The 21,831-nt window shown below is 67.4% G+C and carries 23 protein-coding genes; 7 read left to right on the top strand and 16 right to left on the bottom strand.

The features are described from left to right. Positions 1-265 precede the first annotated feature (265 nt). From ACFWF1_RS09195 to ACFWF1_RS09175, 5 genes are all read right to left on the bottom strand, one after another. Positions 266-766, bottom strand: a complete 501-nt coding sequence (locus ACFWF1_RS09195) for a peroxynitrite isomerase (protein WP_379284662.1) — start codon at positions 764-766, stop codon at positions 266-268. A gap of 196 nt (positions 767-962) precedes the next feature. Further along, positions 963-1,160 carry a hypothetical protein gene (locus ACFWF1_RS09190; RefSeq protein ID WP_379284661.1) on the bottom strand — a complete coding sequence of 66 codons (198 nt, stop codon included), beginning with the start codon at positions 1,158-1,160 and terminating at the stop codon, positions 963-965. A gap of 146 nt (positions 1,161-1,306) precedes the next feature. Next, a complete protein-coding gene (locus ACFWF1_RS09185) occupies positions 1,307-1,798 on the bottom strand; it encodes a hypothetical protein (protein WP_379284660.1) in 492 nt (163 codons plus the stop codon). A gap of 7 nt (positions 1,799-1,805) precedes the next feature. Next, positions 1,806-2,861, bottom strand: coding sequence for a MerR family transcriptional regulator (locus ACFWF1_RS09180; protein WP_379284659.1), 1,056 nt, complete (start codon positions 2,859-2,861; stop codon positions 1,806-1,808). 42 nt (positions 2,862-2,903) lie between these two features. Further along, complete coding sequence (locus ACFWF1_RS09175) at positions 2,904-3,233, bottom strand: winged helix-turn-helix transcriptional regulator (RefSeq protein WP_379284658.1); 330 nt, start codon at positions 3,231-3,233, stop codon at positions 2,904-2,906. A 72-nt stretch (positions 3,234-3,305) separates the two neighbouring features. Between ACFWF1_RS09175 and ACFWF1_RS09170 the strand changes: the two genes are divergently transcribed. Both ACFWF1_RS09170 and ACFWF1_RS09165 read left to right on the top strand, forming a co-directional pair. Continuing rightward, positions 3,306-4,058, top strand: coding sequence for an SDR family oxidoreductase (locus ACFWF1_RS09170; RefSeq protein WP_379284657.1), 753 nt, complete (start codon positions 3,306-3,308; stop codon positions 4,056-4,058). 433 nt (positions 4,059-4,491) lie between these two features. Continuing rightward, the gene (locus tag ACFWF1_RS09165) at positions 4,492-4,935 is read left to right on the top strand and encodes a DUF4254 domain-containing protein (protein WP_379284656.1); all 444 of its coding nucleotides are present in this window, start codon (positions 4,492-4,494) and stop codon (positions 4,933-4,935) included. A 1-nt stretch (position 4,936) separates the two neighbouring features. Here ACFWF1_RS09165 and ACFWF1_RS09160 read toward each other — a convergent pair whose 3' ends face one another. Next, positions 4,937-5,437 (bottom strand): hypothetical protein, encoded by a 501-nt coding sequence (locus ACFWF1_RS09160; RefSeq protein WP_379284655.1) that lies wholly within the window; start codon positions 5,435-5,437, stop codon positions 4,937-4,939. A 245-nt stretch (positions 5,438-5,682) separates the two neighbouring features. Between ACFWF1_RS09160 and ACFWF1_RS09155 the strand changes: the two genes are divergently transcribed. Next, positions 5,683-6,498 (top strand): ABC transporter permease, encoded by an 816-nt coding sequence (locus tag ACFWF1_RS09155; protein ID WP_379284868.1) that lies wholly within the window; start codon positions 5,683-5,685, stop codon positions 6,496-6,498. Then, entirely contained in the window at positions 6,495-7,325 is an 831-nt protein-coding gene (locus ACFWF1_RS09150; protein WP_379284654.1) for an ABC transporter permease, read from the top strand. Before ACFWF1_RS09155 ends, ACFWF1_RS09150 begins: the two co-directional genes overlap by 4 nt. Here ACFWF1_RS09150 and ACFWF1_RS09145 read toward each other — a convergent pair. Continuing rightward, positions 7,322-8,185 (bottom strand): helix-turn-helix domain-containing protein, encoded by an 864-nt coding sequence (locus ACFWF1_RS09145; protein ID WP_379284653.1) that lies wholly within the window; start codon positions 8,183-8,185, stop codon positions 7,322-7,324. The two genes, ACFWF1_RS09150 and ACFWF1_RS09145, sit on opposite strands and share 4 nt — an antisense overlap. A 253-nt stretch (positions 8,186-8,438) precedes the next feature. Here ACFWF1_RS09145 and ACFWF1_RS09140 point away from each other — a divergent pair, with 253 nt between their 5' ends. Continuing rightward, positions 8,439-8,867: a ribonuclease domain-containing protein gene (locus ACFWF1_RS09140; RefSeq protein WP_379284652.1), complete on the top strand. Its 429-nt coding sequence runs from the start codon at positions 8,439-8,441 to the stop codon at positions 8,865-8,867. 522 nt (positions 8,868-9,389) lie between these two features. Then, the gene (locus ACFWF1_RS09135) at positions 9,390-9,749 is read left to right on the top strand and encodes a DUF4254 domain-containing protein (protein WP_379284867.1); all 360 of its coding nucleotides are present in this window, start codon (positions 9,390-9,392) and stop codon (positions 9,747-9,749) included. Between the two features lie 209 nt (positions 9,750-9,958). Here the strand turns inward: ACFWF1_RS09135 and ACFWF1_RS09130 are convergent, their stop codons facing one another. The 8 genes from ACFWF1_RS09130 to ACFWF1_RS09095 form a co-directional block, all read right to left on the bottom strand. After that, on the bottom strand, positions 9,959-13,252 hold the full coding sequence (locus ACFWF1_RS09130; RefSeq protein ID WP_379284651.1) for a hypothetical protein: 3,294 nt from the start codon (positions 13,250-13,252) through the stop codon (positions 9,959-9,961). A gap of 115 nt (positions 13,253-13,367) precedes the next feature. Beyond that, positions 13,368-13,964, bottom strand: coding sequence for a DUF4126 domain-containing protein (locus tag ACFWF1_RS09125; RefSeq protein WP_379284650.1), 597 nt, complete (start codon positions 13,962-13,964; stop codon positions 13,368-13,370). A gap of 83 nt (positions 13,965-14,047) precedes the next feature. After that, on the bottom strand, positions 14,048-14,845 hold the full coding sequence (locus tag ACFWF1_RS09120; protein ID WP_379284649.1) for an ABC transporter permease: 798 nt from the start codon (positions 14,843-14,845) through the stop codon (positions 14,048-14,050). Positions 14,846-14,849: 4 nt separating this feature from the next. Then, positions 14,850-15,746, bottom strand: a complete 897-nt coding sequence (locus tag ACFWF1_RS09115) for a 2-aminoethylphosphonate ABC transporter permease subunit (protein ID WP_379284648.1) — start codon at positions 15,744-15,746, stop codon at positions 14,850-14,852. Between the two features lie 43 nt (positions 15,747-15,789). Further along, positions 15,790-16,980, bottom strand: coding sequence for an ABC transporter ATP-binding protein (locus tag ACFWF1_RS09110; protein WP_379284647.1), 1,191 nt, complete (start codon positions 16,978-16,980; stop codon positions 15,790-15,792). 27 nt (positions 16,981-17,007) lie between these two features. Further along, complete coding sequence (locus ACFWF1_RS09105; protein ID WP_379284646.1) at positions 17,008-18,081, bottom strand: 2-aminoethylphosphonate ABC transporter substrate-binding protein; 1,074 nt, start codon at positions 18,079-18,081, stop codon at positions 17,008-17,010. An 83-nt stretch (positions 18,082-18,164) separates the two neighbouring features. Next, complete coding sequence (locus ACFWF1_RS09100) at positions 18,165-18,854, bottom strand: phosphonatase-like hydrolase (protein WP_379284645.1); 690 nt, start codon at positions 18,852-18,854, stop codon at positions 18,165-18,167. An 8-nt stretch (positions 18,855-18,862) separates the two neighbouring features. Beyond that, positions 18,863-19,990 carry a TIGR03364 family FAD-dependent oxidoreductase gene (locus tag ACFWF1_RS09095; protein ID WP_379284644.1) on the bottom strand — a complete coding sequence of 376 codons (1,128 nt, stop codon included), beginning with the start codon at positions 19,988-19,990 and terminating at the stop codon, positions 18,863-18,865. Between the two features lie 98 nt (positions 19,991-20,088). On the opposite strand from ACFWF1_RS09095, the gene ACFWF1_RS09090 reads away from it, so the two are divergent. Continuing rightward, the gene (locus ACFWF1_RS09090) at positions 20,089-20,868 is read left to right on the top strand and encodes a GntR family transcriptional regulator (protein ID WP_379284643.1); all 780 of its coding nucleotides are present in this window, start codon (positions 20,089-20,091) and stop codon (positions 20,866-20,868) included. A gap of 1 nt (position 20,869) precedes the next feature. On the opposite strand, the gene ACFWF1_RS09085 is transcribed toward ACFWF1_RS09090, so the two are convergent. After that, positions 20,870-21,808 (bottom strand): C1 family peptidase, encoded by a 939-nt coding sequence (locus tag ACFWF1_RS09085; protein ID WP_379284642.1) that lies wholly within the window; start codon positions 21,806-21,808, stop codon positions 20,870-20,872. Positions 21,809-21,831: the final 23 nt, after the last annotated feature.

Here is a 21,831-nt window from a genome sequence, read left to right as displayed (position 1 = left end):
GCGCGAAGTTATCTGAAAGTTTGCTGACTTTCGAACCGTAGACCGGGATCGTTTCGCCGAACAAGCGTGAGTGACCGATGGCATATGGCAGCAAGAACATGCCGTGGGTCACATTTCGGACGAATCCCGGTGAGAGTACCCCTGAGCGCGTCGGAATTTTCGTGGAATTCGCCAATCGCGAAACAACTCCATGGAACCGGCTGTTCGGCCAGATAATGTTTCGGATCCTGCACCGCTCGGCGGAGGGTGTGCGGGCGAGCGTGAGTTATTCGGCGCGGCGCAGGGTGGCGGCGAGATGGTGTTGCAAGGGTTCGCCGACCGCTGCCATGCGCAGGGTGTAATCGATGGTGTCGCCCTTCAGTTGGAAGGTGCGGCCGAGGGCGGTAACGAGTTTGGCGGTGCTGGAGCGGCCGATGCTGGTGGAGTCGAATTCCATGTGCAGCGCGCCGTCGGCGACATTCAGTGCGCCCTCGCATATTTCGGTGATGCCGGTGGGGTGCGCCAAGATCAATTCGACCCGGTCCGGGCTCGGGCAGCGCAGATAGCCGGTTTCGGCGTGCATCGGGCGGCTGCCGTCGGCGGCGCGGGTGCGCTGCCGATAGGTGAGGAACGGGCGGCCGAGATGGCCGAACCGGATTTCTTCCAGGTAATCGAACGACTGGATGGTCGGGTATTCACCGTGCCCGTCGCCACGCCAGGTGCCGAGCAGCGGCGCCAAGGGAGCGATGTCGGGATGGGGTGCGATTGACGGTTGGGGTTCGACCACGGCGCACAGCCTAAACCTGTTGGTGCACGGTGGCTTCGTATACTGCCTAATTCGGTGCGTCGCTTAGGTTAGCGTCGCCTTAACGCCAATTGTGTTGTTCGGCAGAAATTCCTGGTCGGCAAGTTCGCGGCTATGGCTGCGCCTGCGACGAGGCAAACGGCCCGCACGCCGAGCAGTGCGGGCCGTTCGCGTTCGCTCAGAAGCTGCAGTCGGCGTTGCCGCCGCCCTTCAGGATCCAGAGCACCCCGCAGAAGATATCGGCCGAGGACGAACCGGTCGGCGGCCCGGCGACCGGGCCGACAGCGGTCGGTGCGGAGACGGGTTCCGCTGCGGCGAGTCCGGCTGGTGCGGCGAGCCCGGCGATCATGGCAGCTATCGCGACTGTCTTCTTCATCAGGCGTCCCCTTTTACGTCGTATGATCCTGTCCACGAGGAGTATTCGGTGGATCAAGTGCGGACGCACGCCCCCAATTACATGGCCCTGCGGTGCGGTCCGGCAAACGCCGAGCACGTCAGCACCGAGCGACGCTGGTGCTTCGGCTAGCCACGGCCGGTCGGGGCGGAGGCTCGTGGGCGGGTGTCTTGCGCTTCGACCGCTGCTTCGACTTCATCGACCGCTCTGCGGATCGTGGTGCCGTAAGCGGTGTCGGGGAGGGCGTGCAACGTGGCTCTGGCGGCGGCGAGTTCGCGTTGGGCGGCGGTGAAGGAGCTCAGCCTGCGGTAGTTGTCGGCGAGGTTGAGGTGCAAGGACGGGTAGAAGCCTTGGACGTCCAGCGATGCGTCGAATTCCTGTGCACGGGTGTTGGTCAGCGAATCGGCGGCGTCCAGGGCACGAATGTCCCAGGTCAGTGCCTCGGCCGCGTCGTCGTGCAGGTCGGCGAGGTAGTGGGCGAGGGTGCAGCGGTGCAGTGGATCACCCTGGGGGGCAAAGGAATTCCATAGGGCGAGCAGTGATTCGCGGGCTGCGTCGGGTTGGCCTTCGTGCCCGAGTGCTACCGCGCGCGTGATGGCGGTCATCGTGTCGTCGGTCATGGGGGTCCTATCTGTCGGCTGGGTGCCAGGTCGGCATGGCCAGGGTGGTGAGGTCGCCGTCGGTGGCGGAGCGGAGGACGACCGGGTGGTCGGCCGCGGTGATGTCGAGCATGAGATCGGGGCCCAGGGCGGTGTGAATCGCGGGGAGCAGTGTGGTGACGTCGAAGAAGAGGTCGATGTCGGAGCCGGTGACCGTGGCGGGCAGGTGATGTCGGTTGCTGCTGTGGGACACCGTGAGACCGGCGTTGTCTATCTCGAATCTGACTGTGGGGGCGCTGTTTTCGAGGAGCGCCAGCAACGGCAGGCGGGCCGTCAGCACGCGGGTTCGGACCGGTCCCAGGCTCGACAAGACTGCTCGATAGTCAGGAAACGGCTCATCGATCAGTTGGCACTGTCGCTCGGCATCGTCGCCGACGAGCAGCAGTCCCTGATCGGTTGGGGCGGCGACGATTTCGTCGAGCCGCCGAAGCCAGCCGATGATCGGCGCGAGATCGCCTGCCTCGACGACCACCGACCAGTCGCTGCCCTGTCGATCCCGCGACACCACCGTCCGAGTCGAGAGCCGGTAGCGATCGGTGGCGGTGAGCGTCAGCGAATTCGCGCCCGCCTCCAGCAAAATTCCTGCGAGAACCGGGATTTCGCGAGTGCCCGCCGCGGCGGATCGCACCTGCTCGAACGCGTCCGCCAGCAATGCGGCAGGCAACGCGACGCGATCATCCAGCGACCCGATCGTTAGTGTCCGCTTGATCTTCGCGGCAATGTCGGCGGCCGCCCGCGCTCGTCGCTGCAGCTCACCGACGTGCTCGTCCAGCAGTCGCGCAGCGCGCTCGACCTCGCCGGACAGGATGTTCGAGATGGATTCGAGCGGTACCTCGATCGCCCGCAGGCGACGGATCAACGCTGCCCGTTCCTGCTGGGCCTCGGTGTAATACCGATATCCGGTGAGCGGATCGACCCGCGCGGGCACCAGCAACCCGCAGTCGTCGTAAAACCGCAGCGCACTCGCCGTGAGCCCGCTCGCTCGCGCTAAAACACCTATCGTGATCAACCCGTCGTCTGCCACCCGACCATCGTGAGGTCTCAGGTAGGCCGAAGGTCAACTCGCTCAGTCGGTGAGTGCGGCTTCCCACTTCCGCGACCACTGCCAGACGTCCTGCAGCGCGGTGCCGAGTTCTGTTCCCGCGATGGTGAGTTCATAGGACTTGTCCGCGTTCTTCACGATCAGCCCCGCGCCCTGCAGATGCTGCATCCGCACCGAAAGCATGCTGGACGAGCAGTTGTCCATCCGCCGCCGCAGTTCGAGGAACCCGAGTTGTCCGGGCGCCAGCTCCCACAGGATGCGCAGGATCCACCGCTGTCCCAGCAGTTCCATCGCGGCCAATACCGGCGGATCGATCCGGCCGGTGGGCGGCTTCGCCCCGCTTGCGCTTCTCATTCAGAACTACCATAGTGATTCTGATTTAGAAGCAGTCCGCCGGGCCGACGGTCCGTAATCGAGAGGGAAACGGTGGGTCATCCAGCCGGACAGCGAGTCGTTCTGATCACCGGTGCCTCTCGCGGCATCGGCGCCGAAACCGCGCGCATCCTCGCCGACCGAGGCGACCACGTGATCCTCAACTATCGCGAAAAGCTCAGGCGCGCTGAGACACTCGCCGACGAGATCAACGCCGCGGGCGGCAGCGCCTCGACCGCGGGCGCCGACATCTCCGACGAAACCTCCGCCCGCACCCTCATCGAAACCATCACCGAGCAGTACGGCCGACTGGACGTCCTGATCCTCAACGCCTCCGGCGGCCTCGAACGCAACGCCGCCCCCGACTACGCCATGTCGATCAACCGCGACGCCCAAACCCGCCTCGTCGAGCTGGCCCTACCCCACCTGCCGTCCGGCTCCCGCATCGTCTTCGTCACCAGCCACCAGGCCCACTTTCACGGCCGCAAACCGGTCCCCGCCGAATACGAACCCATCGCCGCCAGCAAACGCGCAGGCGAAAACGCCCTCCGCGCAATGATTCCCACCCTCACCACGCACGGCATCACCCTGCACACCGTCTCCGGCGACATGATCGACGGCACCATCATCGTCCAACTCCTGGAACGCCGAAACCCCGCCGCCGTCGCCGCCCGCCGCACCCAAGCCACCCTCCCCACCGTCACCGAATTCGCCACCGCGGTAGCCGACGCGACCACCAGCCCCACCGAATCCGGCGACACCACATACGTCGGCGGCCCGGACTATCTGGTCGCCCACTCCCATTGACACATAGGCAGGTATCGCCCCGGTCGCCATCGACGCGTTCGTGTGCGCGCTGGCGGGGTACTGGGCGGTTGGTTCCCGGCAACCGCCACCGCCTCGCTCGCCGCACCTGCGCGCTCATCAAGCGAGATTTGCCCGGCTTGCCCGGGATTGGTTGCGGCGTCGGGTCGGCTGGGCATAGCCGCAGGTGATTACTTCCGAGTGGCAGATTAAGGTGTGGTCACTCGAGGTTTGCCGAGCCCGATCGATGCGGCGGCAGGCTGGTGGGGAGGCGGTTGACCAGCGCGTGTCGGACGAACGGAAGTTGGTGAAATCTACGTGAAGGGGGGCAGTCTCGTTCACGCTATCGATGTGTGCCAGGTGCGGGATGTGCTGCGGCGACGTCACCACCCGAGGGGCGGGGCGCACCGACGCGCGGCCGGGCGGGGGCGCTGAGGTGAACCCGGACCGGACGCTGCCCGCGAAAGATCTGTTGCTCGCCGCCTTCCGCGGCTTTCCGCACGACGACCATCCGATGCTGGAGGCGGCGGGCGAACTGGCCCAGTTGCACCTGGTGCGCGAGCGCACTCCGGCCGCCGAGGCGGTCAAGATCGATCAGCGGCGCCTGCAGTTGGTGCGCACCATCGATCGCTGGGTCACCTTGGCGACCCCGGTCCCGGAGATCGCCGCACCCGAGCACACCGAAACCGTCGGCAGAATGGTGGACCGGCTCGCCTGCATGACCGCGCAGGCCTTCGCGGCGCTGGCGTTCGCCCCGGAGGCGGTCTTCTACGACGCCTGGGTGCAGATCGAGGAAATGGCCGACGGCTACCAGGACCTCATCGAGGATCTGCGCAACGGCATCCGGCGGCTACCGGATGACCCGTACGACCAGTGGTGACTTACTTCCCGCGCCCGAACAGCCGGAACGACCGATTCCGGCGCTGTGGCAGGGTGGCGTAGACCATGGTCATATCGGCGAACACCTCCGCCTCCCGCTCCCGATCGACCCCGAATTCGCTGCGCCCGAGGACATGCTCGACCGACTGCGGCGAAATCGAGGGCAACATCAGGGTCAGCGTCGGCGGCACCGGTGTGCGGCGATCGGACTCCTGCGTGCCATGACCGAGCAGCATGTGCCCTACCTCGTGCAGGATGATGTGATCGGCGTTGCGATCGGTGGCGTCGGCGTCGTAGACGATGAGATCGTCGTGTTTGCGCGCGACCCACAGACCGCCTCCGCCGCAACCGATCTCGTTCACCAGCGCCTTGGACGCGGTGTGCAGGCTGATGGAGCGGCCACGGTGTGCGGCAACGGCGGCGAGGTAGGCGGTCAGATTCCACGGATTGGGGAGGGGCACGGTCCGGGGCGCGTCACCGAAACGAGCTTCCATGCTGGTCATCTCGGCACACATTACTCACAGGGTTGCGCGTAGTCATCTACCGATCCGGACGAACCCGACGTGACTTGCTGCACTGTCGGAACACAGCAGCGCGAACGCGAAGAATTGGACGCTGCAGGCTGTGTGACGCGATGAACCGAACCGGACGCTATCTCGGTATCTCTTAGGACGGCCGCCCGCGACATGCGGACAAGTGCCGGTTCCCGGCAAACCGGCGCGGATATCCGCAGGATGAGAGCGTGCAGATGAGCCTGCTGACGGTGCCGTCCCGGCCGCGGATCGGCGCGGTCGGGCAATGGTGGGTGCTCACCTGCCGGCTGATCCGGCCGTCGTGGCGCAACGGGGAATTGGTGACCGCGGTGGTCGCGCCGACCGTGTTCACCCTCGGGTTCTATGTGCCGTTGAACCTGGTGATGAGCGTGTACGGGCACGGACTCAGCAGCTACGCGCAGTTCCTGATGCCGATGATCGTGATGCAGGCGGTGGCGTTCTGCGCGACCTCGGCCGCGTTCCGGGCGGCCAGCGACGCCAAGGACGGGCTCACCATCCGATTCGGCTCGATGCCGATGCCCGCGGTGGCACCGCTGGCGGCCCGGATCACCGCCGCCATGTATCGCGCGATGATCTCGTTGGCCGTCGCGGTGCTGTGCGGCCGGGTGATCGGCGTCGAGTTCTACGGAAGCTGGTGGGAAACAGCAGGATTTATGGCGTTCGCGTTGCTGGTGGCGTTGGCGCTGTGCCTGGGCGCGGACCTGATCGGCAGCCTGGCCAAGAGTCCGGAGGCGATCACGCAGGTGCTCATCTTCCCGCAGTTGATCCTCGGCCTGGTATCCACCGGTCTCGCGCCCGCGCGCCAATTCCCGTCCTGGCTACAGGGTTTCGCCCGCAATCAGCCGGTATCGCAGTTCGTGTACGGGCTGCGTGCGCTGGCCGGTGATCCGAGTGGCAACGCGGGAGTCGTCGGCTGGCCGGTACTCGGGCCCGGCTTGGCCTGGGCGACAGGGCTACTCGTGGTGTTCGGGGTGCTCGGCGCGGTGGTCGCCGTGCGGAGGTCGGAATGACCAAGACGGACAACCACATCGCGGCAGCGAATCTACCGCTGGTGTACGGCAAGACCGAGACCTGGCGGCTGCTGGTGCCGCAGACCGTCATCCAGACCCGACGGCTGTTACTGCGGTGGTGGCGTGACCCGCTGACGATGGTGCAGTCGCTGGTGTTCCCGGCATTGCTGCTGATCGTGTTGAATACCGTGCTCGGCAAGCAGATTTCGACATTCTCCGGCGCGAGCGCGCTGTACGGCTCGGTGCCGATGGTTGCGCTGGTGGGAGTGATGTCGGGGTCACTGGCCGGCGCGATCACGCTCGGCCGGGAACGCGATCAAGGCCTGCTGGCCCGGCTGTGGGTGCTGCCGGTGCATCGCGCGTCCGGGCTTGCCTCGCGAATCCTCGCCGAGGGCGTCCGAATCCTGTTGTGCACCATGGTGTTGTTCGCGGTGGGTATGGCACTCGGCTTCCGGTTCGAGCAGGGCGTGCTCGCCGGCATCGCCCTGTTCGGTGTGCCGCTGCTGTACGGGCTCGGCTTCGCGACATTGGTCACCGCCGTCGCGGTATTCAGCGCGAAAACCGCACTGGTGGAGGCGGTTTCGCTCGGATCGTCGATCATGATGTTCTTCAGCACCGGATTCGTGCCGCTGACCGCGTATCCGCGCTGGGCCAAACCGATCGTCGCGCATCAACCGATGACCTACGCGATCGATGCGATGCGTGGGCTGTCGCTGGGCGGGGCGGTGCGCGCTCCGCTGCTGGCCACCATCGCGTGGTCGGTCGGCGCGATCGTGGTGTTCGCGGTGCCCGCGGCCGTCGGTTACCGGCGGGCCAGCCGGAGCTAGCGGCCCATCCGCGCCGCGGCTTCGATGATCATCTCCGCGGAGTCGCGCGGGCTCAACGCCATCGCGCGCAACTGATCGAAAATCACGCCGAAGCGCCGGATCTCGGGATGACCCTCGATCAGCTCGTCGCCCGCGATGCCCTCCACGTACACCAACTCCGGATCGGCCGGGTCGTGGAAGTCCAGCAGCGTGAACGAACCCGCCATGCCGGGATGGGCGCCCGCTTCGAACGGCAGGATCTGCAGAATCACGTTCTTACGCTTCGTTTCCTGTAGTAACCGATCCAACTGGCCGTGCATCACTGCGGGCCCGCCGACGGTGCGCCGGATCGCCGCCTCGTCCATCACCACCCACAGCTCGAGCGGCTCCTCCTTGGTCAGATTGGCGGCCCGATCCATCCTGGCGCGCGCCCGATCCTCCATGATCGCCGCCTCCACCTTCGGCATCGAGGTGTCGATCACCGCCGTCGCGTACTCCATCGTCTGCAAAAGTCCTGGGATGGTGGAGGTCTGATAATGCCGCGCGGACAACGCCTCGGCCTCGAAGTTGATGTACGCCGCGTACACCTCCGACACGCTGCCCTCGTACGCCCGCGACATACCCGGCTTCAGCGCGTCGGACAGCAACTCCATCGCGTCGTCGCGCTGTTCCTCGCTCACCGCATACAGATCGAGCATCGCCTGGAGGGTGCGCCGCTGCGGCCGCGCCTGCGCCGTCTCGATCCGATATAACGTGGTGACGTTGATCCCGGTCTGCGCACTCACCTCCTCTTTACTGAGCGAGGCGTGTTCGCGCATTTCGTGCAGCATCGCGGCCAACCGGCGCAATCGCACGGTCAGCACGGTGCGCTTGCCTGCCATGACACCATCCCTTCGATCCACGCACTCGGCACGCACTATCGCGTTCGCGCCTGGGGGAGAGCCCGCGTGCGGCGGCAAATGTGCGACCGCGAGCGCGTTCGTAGGACGAAAGCGTACGCTGTCGAACCCGCTGGGTTCCAAGGTTTCCGGTTCCGGCATCGGCGGTTCCCCCGAAAGGATCGGCACCAAGGCTTCACGGATCGGAAACCTGCGGAAACCTGGTGTTCGACTTGGGCCCGTAGTTTTACTCGGTATGACTGGGGCGGGTTCGACCTCGAAGCGGTTCGTGCACATTCTCGCTGTCGTCGCGGCGGCGTTGTCGTTGGTCTTCGGACTGTCGGCGGGCGCGCAGGAGCATTCGCCGAGGTCCGTGCGGGGCGAGGCGGTCACGCTGGTCAGTGCCGCCGTTCCGCAGCGGGCCTGGGACACGCTGGCGCGGATCGATGCGGGCACCTGGCCGCCGAACGACGGGTCCGGCACCAAAGGCGGTGGGACCTGGTCGAATCGGGAGGGGACGCTGCCGAGCGCCGATGCGGCGGGGCAGCGGATCGCGTATCAGGAGTGGGACGTCAACATCAAGAAGCCGGGGCAGAACCGCGATGCCGAACGCATCGTCACCGGAAACGATCGATCCGCCTGGTACACCGGTGATCACTACGTCTCGTTCACCCGAATGCGCTGAGCGAGAGTCAGAACAGGGCGCTGTTCGCAACCCACCTTGACATGTTTCGCGGCGGAAACCGCCGTCTTCTCGACCGGTAAGCAACCGGTCGGCATCCCTTCCGGCGCATACTGATCCGCTATCAGGACGCGCGATCGGCGCGCCGCGCCCCGCCCGTGCCCACATGCGAAGTAGGCTCTCGCATCGCCCGAGGTCATCGGCGACGCCCCGGTTCACCAGGCGTTGAAGCTGTTGTCCAGCTGAGAAACCGAGCGTGTGAAGGTGCGCTTACAGACGAGTCGCAGCAATGCAGACGCACTCTTGCGTTCTTGCATCGGTAAGTGCATGATCCAGCTAGCCTAGTTGTGAACAACCGATCCGATGACCGGGATAACCGAATCGAGAGCCAATTATGTTGGTACAAAGCGTGTTGGTGTCGGGCGAGCTCGAGGTGCAGGCATGAGCGCGCCAACGGTGGGGGTTCTGCCTACCGCTCCGCAGCTATTGTGTGCCTTTCAAGGACGCCGTTTTCAAGATCGGGAAATGCTGCGGTCCGCGCATGCACTTGCCGAGCTGCATGCGCGCAGGCAGCAGGTGCGCGATGCCACATTGATCGTCGAAATCGACTGCCGCCGTAGCGAACTCGTCGATGATATCAATGATTGGATCGGCAAGGAGATCCCGCAGCACCGCAACGGCGCGTCGCTGCACACGGAAAGCCTCGGTGCGGTGGTGGACCGGATGGCGCGCAGCTGGGTGGACGCGAACCAGGCCATCGACGTCGACGGCGCGCGCAGCGACAATACCCATAAACATTGGTACCACTTGGCAGAACTCGTCGATGGGTACACTGATTTGGTAACCGACGTGGCCGGCGGCCGTCGTCGATTGCCCGAGCAGTGATCTTTCGACTGACGGATTTCACCGCGATAGTGACACTGCCCCGACAGCGTCGCTTGCACAAAGGCGATGTCCCAGGTTTGTCATCCGACCAGTGACGCACTCTGGACGATTACGTCGCCTGCACAGTGACGGCGGGCGCAACGGGGCGCCCCGCCCGGCGTGCCGCGTGGTCGACTGGCGCGGCACGCCCGCTGGGAATTTCTCGGCAATCACTCAGCAATAGTGAAGATTTCGTGCGCCGCCACCCGGACAATGCTCTGCCCGTGCGTGCGCATTCGAGCGAGTAGCTCCAGCCAGGCGGCTGTCCAGCCGAAGTGGTTGCCACACTGCGAGATCAACGTCAGCGCGGCCAACGCGGTCGCACTGTCCACGTCGGTGGACAGATCCCGAGCCACGGTTGTCATGGTCTCTGCATCGACCATCTGCCCGGTCCGCGCCAACTGCGTCCGCAGCTGTTCGGCCGGATAGACCACCAGGGCTCCTCGCGCCAGACCACACGCCTGCTGGATCGATCGCGCGCTCGACGCGGCATCGGCCCAACGGATCTGGGCGAGCAGCAGATCGATCGCGAACCGTCGCCACTGCGTCTCGCCCGCCAGCCGCTTGGCCACGACCACCGCCGTCGCGCGCGCCTCATCCGAGCTCAGCGCCGCGCTGCCGAGACTGCTGACCAGCGTCGAGAGTCGCTGGCGCGCAGGCAGATCGCGCCCCGCGATGACGATGTCCTCGGCGGCGAGCAGCCGATCCACCGCGGCGGGCAGCTCCGCCCGGAAATCTCCGCCGACCAGCACCCGCGCGGCCTGCCGCCACAGCCCCGCCTCACCGAGATCGGCGAGCCTGCGCACCAGCATCTCGCCGGTGTCGGCGGGCGCCCAGCGCTGCCACGCGCTGAGCACCCGCATCGCCTCGGTGGCCAGCTGGACATCGGCGCCGCCCGCCATCTCGCGCACCAGCTCGGCCATCTTGCGGCGCTGTGGAATCGGCAGCAGTTCGGGCGTGAGATTCAGGGCCTCGCTCGCTACGGCCGGGTCATGGGAGGCCTCGGCGAGAATCTGCCAGGCCTCGTCCTGGTCGAGCAGCCAGCGGCACGCGAAGACGACCGCGCGTTTGACGTCGCGATGCTGGTTCGGGCGGTCCCAGATCGCCCGGATGGTGGCCATCGCCTCGGGCACGTGCAGTGCCGCGAGCAGCCGCACCCCCTCCTTGAGCGAGGTGATCTTCGGCGAATCCAGCAGTCGCGTGAGCGCGCCGGCGAGCCGATCCGGGGCGATGCTCCTGGCGCGGGAAGCGATGCCGCTCACCGCGACTCGCGCCCGATCGGAGTCGACATACCGGCCGAGCACGCCGATCGCGGCCTCGGCCTCATCGCTGCGGCCGAGCGCGGTGAGCGCCGCCTCGGCCACCGTGAGCTCGGGGTGATCGGTGTAGCCGACGAGGCGCGCGACGCTACCCGGTAGATGGCCCAATCGCCGGACCGCCCACGTCTTTTCCCATAGCGAGGACTCCTTCGACCGCACCAGTCCGGTCAGCGCTCGCGCGTACAGTTCGACCTGCCGTGGCGTCCAGCCGTCGAAGCCTGCCGAAAAGTCGGGCACCAGGCGCACTTTCGGCGCGATGAAGCGGCCGGGCGTGGCACCGCTGAGCACCATGTCGAGCAGATCCGTGCGGCGCGTGGCGATCACATGCTGCACCCGCGGCAGTGAAATCAGTGAGCGGTCCCGGTTCAGCAGGATCGCGAGGTGCTCGTCGCGGGTGGCCGGGTTGGCCAGCACCAGGTCGACGGCGCGGTGGATCACGGAGTCGTTGCGGGCGCCGCAGGCCCGCAGCAGAAGCTGCTGCAAGGGCGCGACGTGCCATGCGCGCTCGTTCAGACCCATGGCGAGGCCGAGCGTGAGGCTCCACTCATCGCGCACCGCATCGCCGTCCAGCCGCCGACGCAGTGCCGCGAATAGTCGATGTTCCGCGCCGCGCGGCAGATCACGGTCCAGGCCCCACAGCGAAATCGAGCTGGCATGCGCCGCAAGGCTTTCGATCAACCGAAGCGCCGACTCCGTGCAGGCCGGATCGTCGGCGCGGGCACCGTGCACCAGCAGCCCGCGCGCCAGCACGCCGACCGCGTCGGTGGTCATCGACGATCGATCGCGGGCCTGCAGCGCGTCGGTGCCCAGGATCTCCAGCGCGGGCAGGTGTTCGGCGCGCAACAGCGTCAGCGGGATCTGATTGATCGCCTGTAACGCGGTGCGCCGCACCGGGTCCTGCTCATTGCGCAGACGACGCAGCGATTCGAGCAGCGTGCCGACCACCGCGGGATCACGGCTGCCGACGGCCGCGACGATCAGCAGCGGATAGGCCTCGGCGCGCTCGTCGGCCGTTGGGCGGCGGATACTTTCGTGCAGGACGGGCTCGGCTTCCTCCCACGACAACCGGGCGATCAGCCGCTCACGGACCGGCCGATCGTCGGAACCGCCTTGGCGAGACAGCAGTTCACGGGCAAGCGTCGCCCGATCGTCCCGGGGCAGGCTGTCGAGTGCGTCGAGATCGACGTGCGCGGCATCGACGCCGGGCCGGATGAACACCTGCCGCACCAGCTCGGTGCGCCGGCTCGGCGGCAGGGCATGCAGGAATCGCCGCCGGTGATAGCCGGAATACGCGGCGCACACGGCGGTCAGCCGATCGTCGGGGAGCTCGCGCAAGGCCAGGAACACCGCGCGTCCGGCGAGGCAGTTGCCGCGACCGCTCGGATGCAGGATCAGTGCGACGACGGCATCGGGGGCGTGCCTGGTCAACTTGCCCGCGATCGCGTCCAGGCCGCGGATCTGCACGTACCGCACCGCCTGCGCGGCCAGCGCCAGCAGGCGGTCGGGCGCATGCAGCGCGAAGGCGCCCGCGCCGGCGGCGATGCGCGGCCACAGCTCGGGCCAGTCGGACTCACCCGCCTGTGCTGCCAGGTCTGTCAGGTAGGTGAGTACTGCCTCGGTGTGTCTGCGGCTCAACGTCTGCCAGTTCGGCGCGGCGTAGGCGAACTCGGGCAGCTGCTCGACGACCAGCCGCGTCGAGCAATAGGGCAGAATCCGCGCCGCCTCGGCGTCTCCGAACAGTCGCCGGACCTCGGGCAGCAAGGCATCGGTCAGGCCGGGGTCCAGTGTGCGCCGGCCGACCGCGCGATACAGCACCTGCCGCGTCCGCTGCGCCATCCGCGGCAACCGCTCGACCAGCACCCTGGGCTCGACACCGAGCCGGACCAGCGCGACGACCGCGCGCGACACGAACTCCTGACCCGGCGAATCCAGTTGCCCGACAAGATGTTCGCGGTCGGTGGCGATCGAGGCCAGGTGAATCGAGAGGATCCGCTCGTAACGGCCCCGCCCCGCCAGATCGGTCAGCAGCGCGCCGAGTTCCGCGGTACCGGCCAGCCGCAGCGCCACCGTCGCGATCGCCCGCCGCCGCTGCGGCGCGGACAACGGCTCGATGTCCTTCACTAGCTTCGTCGCCGGTGCTGCCATTGTTGGACCGCCAACCTTCTCTCAGATGCGGAGGGAACCCCGTAGTCGTTGTGAGGATATGTCGCGCGCACGGGGTTTCGCCGGACCGAGATCAAAAACGGCGCCCGCCCCGCGGTCAGATCGTGGCCGCGCTGCGTGCCTCCCGGCGCTGTCTGCGGCGGCGCAGGTAGCGGTGGATGCGGGTGGCGAGGAACGCCACCAGCAGCAACCCGATCACCAGCAGCACGCCCGCGATAATGGCCGCCGGGAGCGGGTGGAAGATGGCGAGGGTCACCAGGCCTGCGACGGAGATGTCTTCGGCGGTGCTCGTCACGATATTGGTGACCGGTTCCGGCGAGGTGTTGATCGCCATCCGGGTGCCCGCCTTGACCAGGTGGCTCGCCAGCGCGGTGACGCCGCCGACCGCGCCCACCGCGAGCTCGGGCAGCGAACCGTCTTGTCCCGCAAGCAATGCCGCCACGACAGCACCCGCCGCGGGCCGGACCACGGTGTGGAACGAATCCCAGAACGAATCGAAGTACGGGATCTTGTCGGCGACCGCCTCGATCAAGAACAGGACCGCGGCGGCGATCAGCACGTCGGTGCGCTGCAGGGCGTCCGGCACCGAATCGGAGAGGCCGGTGCGGCCGAACAGCCCGAGCAGCAGCACCACAGCGTAGGCGTTGACCCCGCTCGCCCAACTCGCGGTGAAGATCAAGGGAAGTGCTGACACGTCGCCATCCTAGGTCGACACGCGAACCTGCGCCCGGACCGCCGCGCGCCGCACTACCCCCATCAGGAGGCGTGCGGCTGTGGTCAGCGCAGGGCGGCGCGGCTGCGTATGCGGCCGAGGAGGATGAGCGCGACGAGGGTGACCAGGACCAGCAGCGTGGTGCTCGCGGCGGCGTCGAAGACCTCGCCGCGGTCGGTTTCGGCGAAGATGCCGACCGGCAGCGTCTTCCAGGTGGCCGGGTACACCATGATGGTGGCGCCGAGTTCGCCCATCGACAAGGCCACGGCGAGTCCGGCGGCCGCGCCCAGCGCAGGCAGCAGCAGCGGCAGCGTGACCTGGCAGAGCACCCGGACCGGACTCGCGCCGAGCGATTCGGCGGCCTCGCGGTAACCGGGGTCGAGGCGGTCGAGGGCGGCGGCGACCGCGCTGAACGCGTAGGCCAGCACGAGCACCGAATGTGCAAGGATGACAATCCATTTGGTGCCGCCGAGCAGCACGGGGCGCTCGTTGAACGCGATCAGCACACCGAGGCCGATGGCCACCGACGGCACCGCGACCGGCAGATGGAACACCGCGTCGGTGCAGCGCCGCCACCAGCCGGGCGCCTCCCGCGAGGCCAGCGCCGCCCAGGTGCCGAGGATCAGCGAAACGGCACCGGCCATGAGCGCGGTCTGCAGGCTCACCGAGAGGCTGGCCGCCTGCTCGCCGGACAGCGCGCGCCCGAAGTTGGCGAAGCCGAGGTCCGATGGCAGCGGGCCGGTCCAGTGCCCGGCGAACGCGGCGCCGACCACGGTGGCGATCGGCGCGACGAACACCACGAACACGACGAGCGCGAAGACGGCGAGCACGATGGCCCGGCCGCGCTTGGTCCACATCAGCATCGCGTCAGTGCTCCTTCCTGGCCATGAACCGAGCGAAGATCAGCCGGTAGCCGATGTACAGCGTGAGCGACAGCAGCACCTGCACCGAGGCGAGCACCGCCGCGCCGGGCAGATCGAAGGTGACGATGCCGCGGGTATAGATCAGCGCGGGCAGCGTGATCACGCCCTTGGCGCCGGTGAACAACACGATGCCGAACTCGTTGAGCGTCAACAGCAATACCAGGCTGCCGCCCGCCGCGAGCGCGGGCCACGCCTCGGGCAGCACCACCTGGCGCAGCACCCGCCACGGCGATGCGCCGAGACTCGCCGCCACGTCGAGCTGTTCACGCGGTAGTTGGGCGAACGCGGCGAGCAGCGGGCGCACCACGAACGGCGTGAAAAAGGTGATCTCGGCGAGGATTACGCCGAGCGGGGTGCTCAAGAAGTTCAGTGTCGGTTCGTTGTTGCCGGTGAGGTGGGTGATCAGCGCGTTCACCGCGCCCGCCGTGCCGTAGAGGAAGGTGAACGCCAGCGTGACGAGAAACGACGGCAGCGTCAGCACGGTATCGATCAGCCGACCCACCACCTGCGACCCGGGAAACGGCACGAAGGCCAGCACGATCGCCAGAAACGTGCCGAGCACCAGGCAGCCCGCGACCGAGCTCACCGCGATGAACACGGTGCGCCACAACGCATCCCGGAACGACTCGGAACCGAGCACCTGCGACCAGACCGACGTGCCCCGGCCGGACGGCGTCACCGTCGACTCGGCGAGCACCCGCACGATCGGGTACACGGCGATGAACAGCACCACGAGCAGCGGCGGCAGGGTCCACAGCACCGGCTTCCAGTTACGCTGCCGCGCAGGCTGACTCGATGACTCAGGCGCGGCGATCGGTTCGAGGACCGCGGGGATGCTCATGACCGGCCGCCTTCCACTGACCCGCGCGAACGCTGGCCGCGCGTCATTGCGGAACCTCGATGGGGGTGGTGCGGCCGACCGGGCGGGGGATCAACACTCCGGCCGGATCGGGGAAACGGACACCGACCACGGCACCGATGGCGGTGTCGACCTGGCCGGGGACGTCGGCGGTGACCTCGTCGGCCAAGCCGTCGACCGCCACGGTCAGACGGGTCGATGCGCCGCGCCAGACGGCGGAGGCCACTGTGCCGCGCAGTGCGTCGCGCTCGGAGGTGGCGACGATGCGCACGGTGTGCGGGCGCACGCACAGCAGGGCGGGGGCATCGAGAACCCAGTTCTCTTGGCCGACACCGGGTGTGGGTGCTTCCGCGCGCAAGGTTTGGGTGCCGACGGTGACTAGCGCGGATCCGCCCGAGAGGCGGTTCACCGTGCACGGCAGCAGGTTTGCGCCGCCCAGGAATGCGGCGGTGAAGTCGCTGGGTGGTCGCCGCCAGAGGTTCTCGGCAGAGTCGATATCGATCAGACGCGAGTCGCGCATGACCGCGATGCGATCGGCCAGCGCGAGCGCTTCGGATTGGTCGTGCGTCACGTACAGCATCGCCGTGTCCGGCAATGCCTTTCGCAGCTGCTGCAGTTCGCCGAGCATGGACTGGCGCAGTTGCGCGTCCAGCGCGGCGAGCGGCTCGTCCAGCAGCAGCACCTTGGGCCGGATGGCGAGCGCCCTGGCGATCGCCACTCGTTGCTGCTGGCCGCCGGACAGTTCTCTCGGCAGCCGCTTGGCGTAGGCGCCCATGCCGACCATGGCCAGCGCCTCGCTGACGCGGTCGCCGATCTCGTTGCGCGGCACTCGATGTGACTTCAGCCCGAAGGCGACGTTCCCGTGCACGCTCATGTGCGGGAACAGTGCGTAGGACTGCACGACAACACCGATGCCGCGTTTGGCGGGCGACAGGTCGGTGACGTCGCGCCCGGCCAGCCGGACCGCGCCCGAGGTGGGCCGGACGAATCCGGCCAGGGCCTTGAGCGCGGTCGACTTGCCGGAGCCGCTCGGTCCGAGCAGGGCGACGGTCTCGCCCGCGGCGACGCGCAGCGTGAAATCGGCCAGCGCGACAGTGGTTTTGCGGCCGCTGCGGTAGCTGACCCCGACCCGATCGAACACGATCGCCGGTTCGCTGGCGGCGGGTAGGGGCGGGGCGGAGGTGGTTGATTTCGTGAGCGCGTCACCGGTGGACATGTCGACTCCCTTGTGGTTGACGGCGTTTCAGCTACCGGTGGCCTTCTGGTAGGCGGCGATGTCGCCGTCCAGGTCGGTGAGCACCTTGTTCCAATCGACCGGAAGCACCTCGACACCCTTGAGCGACGCGCTCGGCGACGGCCCCGATCCGGTGACCGGGGCATCGCGCAGTTCCGCGCGGGCGGGCACCGCGAAAGCGTCCGGGCCCAGCGTCTTCTGCACCTCGGCGGAGAGCAGGAACTCCATCAGCTTCGTCGCGTCGGACTTGTGCGGGGCGCCCTTGGCCAGGCCCATCACGTAGGGGACCGCGACGGTCGACTTCTTGCCGTCGGCGGCGGCCGGGAAGAAGACGCTGAACTTCGACGCCTTGTCCTTGATGGTGCTCAGGTTCATCTGCACATCGCCGTTGGCGACGGTCAGTTCACCCTTGTCCACCTTGGCCTGCAGCTTGCCCGTCGAGGAGGACGGCCCGACATTGTTGGCCTGCAGCTTGTTCAGGTAGTCCAGCGCGCCCTGCTTGCCGAGCAGCTTCTGCAGCAGGATCAGCACCGCGGTGCCGTCACCGGCCTGGCCGGGCGTCGAATACTGCAGCTTGCCTTTGAATTCCGGCTTCAGCAGGTCGTCCCAGGTGAGCTTGGTGGCGTCCACCGACGGGTTGGCGATGAAGCACAGGTAGTTGTTGGCCAGCGTGACGTACTTGCCCTCGGCGTCCTTGTCGGTCGCCGGGACGGTGCTGGTGTCGACGCCGCTGTCCTGCAGCAGCCCACTGGCTTTCGCCTTCTGGATGAACGGCGGCAGCGTGACGAGCACGTCGGCCTGCGGGTTGGCCTGCTCCTTGTCGACCCGGTTGACGACCTCGCCGGAGCCCGCCTCGACCAGGTTGACCGCGATCCCGGTCTGCTTCTGGAACGCCGCGAACTGAGTCTGGTACCAGGGCCCGACACCGTCGGCGGAGTAGACCGTGACGGACTTGCCGCTGGCGCTCTCGGTGCCGGTGCCGCCGCAGGCCGCGGTGGCCGCGACGGCGGTGGCGGTCGCGACGACCAGTGCGGTGCGGGCGAGGGTGCGTGCCAGCTCGGCCGGCTTGTACGAAGTACGCACGATGACTACAACTTTCGGTTCGTGAGGAGTGTCGGAGTCGAAGGGGCGGGTGGACCGTCGGCGGCGCGGGCCGGTCGACGGAGTCAGGTGTGCTCGGCGAGCACCAGGTCGGCGAACTCGACCACCGAGGGCACGATGTGGGTGGCGCCCGCCGCGCGCAGTTGCGCCGCGTCGTGCGCGCCGGTGAGTGTGCCCGCGACGATCCGTGCGCCCGCGGCCAAGCCGGTGGCGATGTCGCTCGTCGTATCGCCGAGCACCGCAACACGATTCACGGCATCCGCCTGCAAACGCAGCAGCGCGGTGAGGACCATGTCGGGGTAGGGGCGCCCACGCCCGGCGTCGGACGGGGCCAGCGTGAGGTCGGCGATGTCTTTCCAGTCCAGTGCGTGCAGCAGGCGGTCCTGGGTGCCCCGGCTGAAGCCGGTGGTGAGCGCGACCTTGACGCCCGCGTCGCGCAGCTTGGTAATGGCCTCGGCCGCACCGGGAATCGGAGTGATGTCGACCTCGTCGATCAACGCCTCATAGGCGGCCTCGAAAGCCAGGTTGGCCTCCTGGGCCCGGTCTTCGTCGCTCAACAGCGCACGGAAGACGGTGATCTTCGACTGACCCATCGTGTCCAGCACGTACTTTCGGGCCTGTTCACGTTCGGGTCCTTCCGCGTCGATGCCCGCCGCGGTGGCGGCGGCGTCGAACGCGCGCAGCACCAGTCCGCCGTCGGCGACGGTGGTGCCCGCCATGTCCAGCACGGCCAATTGAATGGTGTTCTCAGACAACGCAATCCTCACAAGTTCAGCAGGTCGGCGGTTTGCTCGCCGAGCGCGGGGCCAAGGGTCATGCCGCGGCCGCCGGGGCCGGTGATCACCCAGGTGTGCTCGCCGGCCTTGGCGCGGGTGACGAGCGCGGTCGGGTCGAGGCTCTGGCTGTACACGCCGGCCCAGCGCCGAACCACCTGCGGCAGTTTGCGTCCGAGCAGTTCCTCGGTGACGGCGGTGAGGTGCTCGTAGGGCGCCTCGTCCACGTCGAACGCGAACGGCTCGTCGTATTCGTGGGTGTCGCCGATGGTGAGCCCGCCGTGCAGCCGCTGCACGCAGAGCAGCTGCATCTTGTGCTCGGCGGCGGTAGCCGATTGGGACTGTTCGCGATTCAGCGTGTCCACCTCGTCGCCCGCGAAGCCGGGGTAGTACCGGAAGCTGTCGCCGTCGGCGATGGCGGTGGTGAGCGGCTCGCCGAGCGGCGCGGTCTGCATCATCTGCAGCCGGACCCGGCGCACCGGCAGGTCGTCGACCAGTTCGCGGGCCAGGCCGCTGTGCGCGGCGCCAGGGCAGGCCAGCACCAGATCGGCGTCGAAGCGGCGGCCCTGATCGTCGCGCACGGTGGCGCCGGCGGCGGTGTCGATGACCGACCTGGCCTCGGTGCCCGCGTGGAAGGTGTAGCGGCCGGTGGCCGCCAGGTAGGCGCGCAGCGCGGGCAGCGCCTGCCGCGACTCGACCGCGGCATCGGTCGAACAGTGCAGTCCGGCAAAGAATTTCCCGCGCAGCGCCGGGTTGATCGCGCGGACCTGCTCCGGCTCGAGCAACTCGAATCCGCGGGCCTCGGCCGAGGCGCTGGCCGCGGCGGCTTCGGCGACGGCCAGCTCGACGGGAGTGCGGACAAGCGTGATGGAGCCGTTGGCGCGGAACCCGACGCCGGGTACCTGGCCGCCGATCTCCTCCCACAGTTCGCGGGAGCGCAGCGTCAGCGCCAATTCGGCGGCCGAGCGCCCGGACACCCAGACCAGGCCGAAGTTGCGTACCGTGGCACCGCGGGCCTCGGTCTCCCGCTCCAACTGCACGACCTCGTGACCGCGGCGGACAGCGGCCAGGGCGTGTGCGGTGCCGAGGATCCCACCTCCGATGATGACCAATCGCATGGTCCCTATGGTGCACATTGGTCTAGACCAAGGGGTGTTTCCCGCGCAAACGCTAGGTTAACAATTGGTATAGACCAATTGTGGGTATGCTGTGCCACATGGAAGCAACGGAGGTGGACGGGGTCGGCGCCGCGGTGGCACCCGACGAGATACTCGGCGGGCGCACCGAATTCGCGCTGCCCGACCGGCTGCCGAAGTCGTATCGCGTGCGCACCGAGCTAGAAACGATTCTCAGCGACCTGGCCGAGGGCGATCCGGTGCCCTCGGAACGCGATCTGGCAGTCCGGTTCGAGGTGGCACGCGAGACCGTCCGCCAGGCGCTGCGAGATCTGCTGGTGGAGGGCCGAATTCGCCGACAAGGCCGCGGCACCGTGGTGTCCCGCCCGAAAATGGTGCAGCCCTTGTCGCTTCGCTCCTACACCGAGGGCGCCATCAGTTACGGCCGCGTCCCCGGCCGCCTGCTCGTCAGCTGGGACGACGTACCCGCCGACGCCGACACCGCCCGCGATCTCGCTGTGCCCGTGGGTACTTCGGTCATGCACCTGGAGCGAGTACTACTCGCCGACGGCGAACGCATCGGCCTGGAAAGCACCTTCCTCCCACTACACCGCTTCGCCGACCTGCGCACCACCTACGACCCGACCACCTCCCTATACGCCGCAGTCCGCGGCTCGGGTGTGATCTTCGGCCGCGCCACCGAACGCATCGAAACCGTCCTCGCTTCCCCGCGCGAGGCCGCACTGCTCGAATGCACCACAGCCCTACCGCTTTTACTGCTGCACCGCCGCAGTCTGGACGCCGACGGCGCCCCGATCGAGCGAGTCCGCGGCCTTTACCGCGGCGACCGGATCGCCTTCGAAGCGCACCTCACCAAATAGCTCAGGCGGGGAGTAGGCGGCCCATCGAGTGGATTTCGTTCACGTCGGCGCTGGTGATGAAAGACCAAGGGGCGGTGAAGAAGCCGTTCTTGCCCCAGTTGGGGCCCCAGGAATTCTCGATTGTCACCCCTTTTGCGTCGTAGGCGACGATGGTGACCTCGTGGCCGCCCAGGATTTTCTCGTTGGGGGAGGGGTTGTAGTTGTCGTTGGTGCTGTCGAGGTCTTCGAAGCTTTCTCTGACGTCGAATCCGAAGGGGACCGGCAGGCCGGAGGCGATCGCTTTCTTGATGTTGGTGACGATGTCGCCCTTGGTGAGATCCAGCGCTCCGGACAGTTTGTAATGTGCGGCGTTCGCGCGTTCCTTCGCGTCGGGCTGGGTCGTATAGTCGAAATCGCCTTGCCAGTAGTCGGATTTCGTATCGATGCCCTGTTGCTGTTCGATCGGCAGGGCGACTCCGGCGTAGGTGCCTTGATCGTTACCCTGGGCGATCTGCGCGTAGATGAACATGGGGGCCATCGGGTCGCCCGCGATCTGCTGTTCGTTCATCAGCACCCCATACCCGGTATATCCAGTCGCCCAGGTGACGCATGAGCCGACCTGCCCCTGATCGCCCGCGGGTAAAGCGTACTGGCGCAGCGAATACGAGGCGGGTGGTGCACCGATCGCGCCCACTTGAACCGGCAGCGCCGAACCGACGGTGGTGTCCCGGCTCAGGCTGTCGTGGGCGGCCGCGCGGTCGAGTCCGAACGCGTGATGCTTGAGCTGCGGGGTGGGTACGTCCGGGGCGCCGTGTGCGGTGGCGGATACCGCCAAACCGATTCCCAGGGCTGATACGAAGGCGGTGGACAAGCGTGAATAAAGCAAGGTTCCTCCTGCTGAGCCCCATGATCCATCACTTCTGGATGGAATGATCGGCGAACTGAACAGGGAGTGTTCCACGTCGTTTCGGCGGCGACAATATA

The organism is Nocardia sp. NPDC060255 (assembly GCF_042727395.1).
In the GTDB taxonomy this organism is placed as follows: Bacteria; Actinomycetota; Actinomycetes; order Mycobacteriales; family Mycobacteriaceae; genus Nocardia.
The sequence above is the reverse complement of the archived record's forward strand: the minus strand, read 5'-3'. Positions and strand labels throughout refer to the sequence as shown.

Excerpts from the sequence above, each read along its gene's own strand:
- ACFWF1_RS09190 (WP_379284661.1), bottom strand. The coding sequence starts at position 1,160 with ATGAAGAAGACAGTCGCGATAGCTGCCATGATCGCCGGGCTCGCCGCA.
- ACFWF1_RS09185 (WP_379284660.1), bottom strand. The coding sequence starts at position 1,798 with ATGACCGACGACACGATGACCGCCATCACGCGCGCGGTAGCACTCGGG.
- ACFWF1_RS09175 (WP_379284658.1), bottom strand. The coding sequence starts at position 3,233 with ATGAGAAGCGCAAGCGGGGCGAAGCCGCCCACCGGCCGGATCGATCCG.
- ACFWF1_RS09160 (WP_379284655.1), bottom strand. The coding sequence starts at position 5,437 with ATGACCAGCATGGAAGCTCGTTTCGGTGACGCGCCCCGGACCGTGCCC.
- ACFWF1_RS09155 (WP_379284868.1), top strand. The coding sequence starts at position 5,683 with ATGAGCCTGCTGACGGTGCCGTCCCGGCCGCGGATCGGCGCGGTCGGG.
- ACFWF1_RS09150 (WP_379284654.1), top strand. The coding sequence starts at position 6,495 with ATGACCAAGACGGACAACCACATCGCGGCAGCGAATCTACCGCTGGTG.
- ACFWF1_RS09145 (WP_379284653.1), bottom strand. The coding sequence starts at position 8,185 with ATGGCAGGCAAGCGCACCGTGCTGACCGTGCGATTGCGCCGGTTGGCC.
- ACFWF1_RS09140 (WP_379284652.1), top strand. The coding sequence starts at position 8,439 with ATGACTGGGGCGGGTTCGACCTCGAAGCGGTTCGTGCACATTCTCGCT.
- ACFWF1_RS09135 (WP_379284867.1), top strand. The coding sequence starts at position 9,390 with ATGCTGCGGTCCGCGCATGCACTTGCCGAGCTGCATGCGCGCAGGCAG.
- ACFWF1_RS09130 (WP_379284651.1), bottom strand. The coding sequence starts at position 13,252 with ATGGCAGCACCGGCGACGAAGCTAGTGAAGGACATCGAGCCGTTGTCC.
- ACFWF1_RS09120 (WP_379284649.1), bottom strand. The coding sequence starts at position 14,845 with ATGCTGATGTGGACCAAGCGCGGCCGGGCCATCGTGCTCGCCGTCTTC.
- ACFWF1_RS09115 (WP_379284648.1), bottom strand. The coding sequence starts at position 15,746 with ATGAGCATCCCCGCGGTCCTCGAACCGATCGCCGCGCCTGAGTCATCG.
- ACFWF1_RS09110 (WP_379284647.1), bottom strand. The coding sequence starts at position 16,980 with ATGTCCACCGGTGACGCGCTCACGAAATCAACCACCTCCGCCCCGCCC.
- ACFWF1_RS09095 (WP_379284644.1), bottom strand. The coding sequence starts at position 19,990 with ATGCGATTGGTCATCATCGGAGGTGGGATCCTCGGCACCGCACACGCC.
- ACFWF1_RS09090 (WP_379284643.1), top strand. The coding sequence starts at position 20,089 with ATGGAAGCAACGGAGGTGGACGGGGTCGGCGCCGCGGTGGCACCCGAC.